Raw genomic sequence first — 1854 nt, 5'->3', positions numbered from 1 at the left:
AACCACGCTTACTACGCTTTGGTTCTGGAATATGGCACAGTTGCAGTTTAACGTTAGTCTAGCCAGTCGTGGCGATAAGACCACTTGATAATGCGCTTCCTCTTTATTCACCGATAATTGGCTAAACTCGGTGATAATACCATAAACCTTGCGAGTGCTTTTATCATTGGTAAAATCCCCCAAGGCACGGATTGCAGAACTGAGCGCATCGCTTACAACAGAATTAAATGAGAAAGTAGCCGGTTGGTTTAAAAAAGCATCGGTAGATAGGGTTTTATTGGCACTGGTAAAAGTAATGGTGTAATGCCACAGCTGGTTTAAGGCCTCTTCGCCTTTGACGTTTAACACCGATATAGGAGCGCTGAGTTCATCAATGGTTAGTGTATAACGGTTATGGCTAACTTTATTTGTTAATTGGCTAAGCAAGTCTTTCCCTGCTTGTCCTGCTTGTTCGACGATTTTATCTAAATGTTTTACCATTTTTTTCCCTTATTATTGTTCGCATTCAATTTAATAAGTGCGTTTTACCCCATTAAATGGATTAATGATTAGTTGTTTTAAGGGGGGGCATGAATAGATAGCCATAAATCTGGCGTTGAGGATTGTTACATTGATAGCGTGATTGCTTTGTTTTTATTAGAAAACCAAACCGTAAGGGACAATAATCAAATTTATTGTGAATAAACCAATGCAAATGAATGAATATCATGCTGCATAATGTGGGCATTTGATATACTAACAACCGAGACATCCTTAACTATACTACCTTGCTACTTATTTTTATTTAGTTTTGTCGTATTTATCTATTTTTATCGGTAATTTTAATAATCAATAATGATAACTAAAATTGGGCATAAAAATTACACGGTTTTTATAGAATTTGCAATATTTAATTGAAGTTAATTTATTGAAATTTCAGATAAGCTTAGTGAGTCATGTTTTTTTAGGTTGCTGCTTTTAAGCCCCACTTAAAATTTTATCAATTAAGTGGGGTTAGGGTTTTCGCATTAAGATAAAGGGGTGTTCCCTGTGTATACAGGGAACACACCACAGGATATTGATACCAAAGAGTTGGCTCCGGTTTATCCCTGTGTATACAGGGAACACATCATTTATTACGCTGTCCTTGTCTTTTTCTGCGGTTTATCCCTGTGTATACAGGGAACACCACAGATATCACATTCGAACCAACAAAGCTGGCGGTTTATCCCTGTGTATACAGGGAACACGCTAGTTTTGACAAAATTAATTGAATGCGATGAGGTTTATCCCTGTGTATACAGGGAACACCAATTAAAGTTATTTGAACTAATGAAACCACCCGGTTTATCCCTGTGTATACAGGGAACACGTTTAATAGATTCGTTTTCTAGTTCGCGCTTACGGTTTATCCCTGTGTATACAGGGAACACTCCCGTTGCTCTAGATGAAAAAACCCAGAACCCGGTTTATCCCTGTGTATACAGGGAACACAAAACTAATTTACCTGCCGTTGTCGTTGAAAACGGTTTATCCCTGTGTATACAGGGAACACAAATCATTGTATTTTTTAAGGTTTTCGGCTTGCGGTTTATCCCTGTGTATACAGGGAACACTCTAATTGTAGCTATCTGTTTTATTTACAGTTATAGCGACCAACAAATTCTACCAGATTTTTTAAATTTTTAAAGATTTTTAACTTATTGATTTTTAATAAGTCGTAAGTAGGCTTTTTCCAATTTCTATCGTTCCACCAAGAAACACCAATTTTTAATTTAAATTCAAAAAGATATAAATATTCGAATGTACCTAAACAAAAAATATTGTCTTTTACTTTCGTATTAGCGTGAGCTTTGCCCTACTTATTTATGGTGT

General features: G+C 36.1%; 1 protein-coding gene and 1 CRISPR repeat array. The gene reads right to left on the bottom strand.

Annotated features, from left to right (window positions below; genetic code table 11):
• Positions 1–480, bottom strand: a 480-nt coding sequence (locus A9G34_RS04035) for a contractile injection system protein, VgrG/Pvc8 family (RefSeq protein WP_176701470.1), incomplete at its 3' end; no start/stop codon positions are given.
• Positions 481–1017: 537 nt separating this feature from the next.
• Positions 1018–1595: a CRISPR direct-repeat array (repeat unit 29 nt; unit sequence CGGTTTATCCCTGTGTATACAGGGAACAC).
• Positions 1596–1854 lie beyond the last annotated feature (259 nt).

The organism is Gilliamella sp. Choc4-2 (assembly GCF_001690355.1).
GTDB lineage: Bacteria > Pseudomonadota > Gammaproteobacteria > Enterobacterales > Orbaceae > Gilliamella > Gilliamella apicola_A.
Note: the sequence above shows the minus strand (reverse complement) of the source record. Positions and strands in the feature narration are given on the sequence as shown.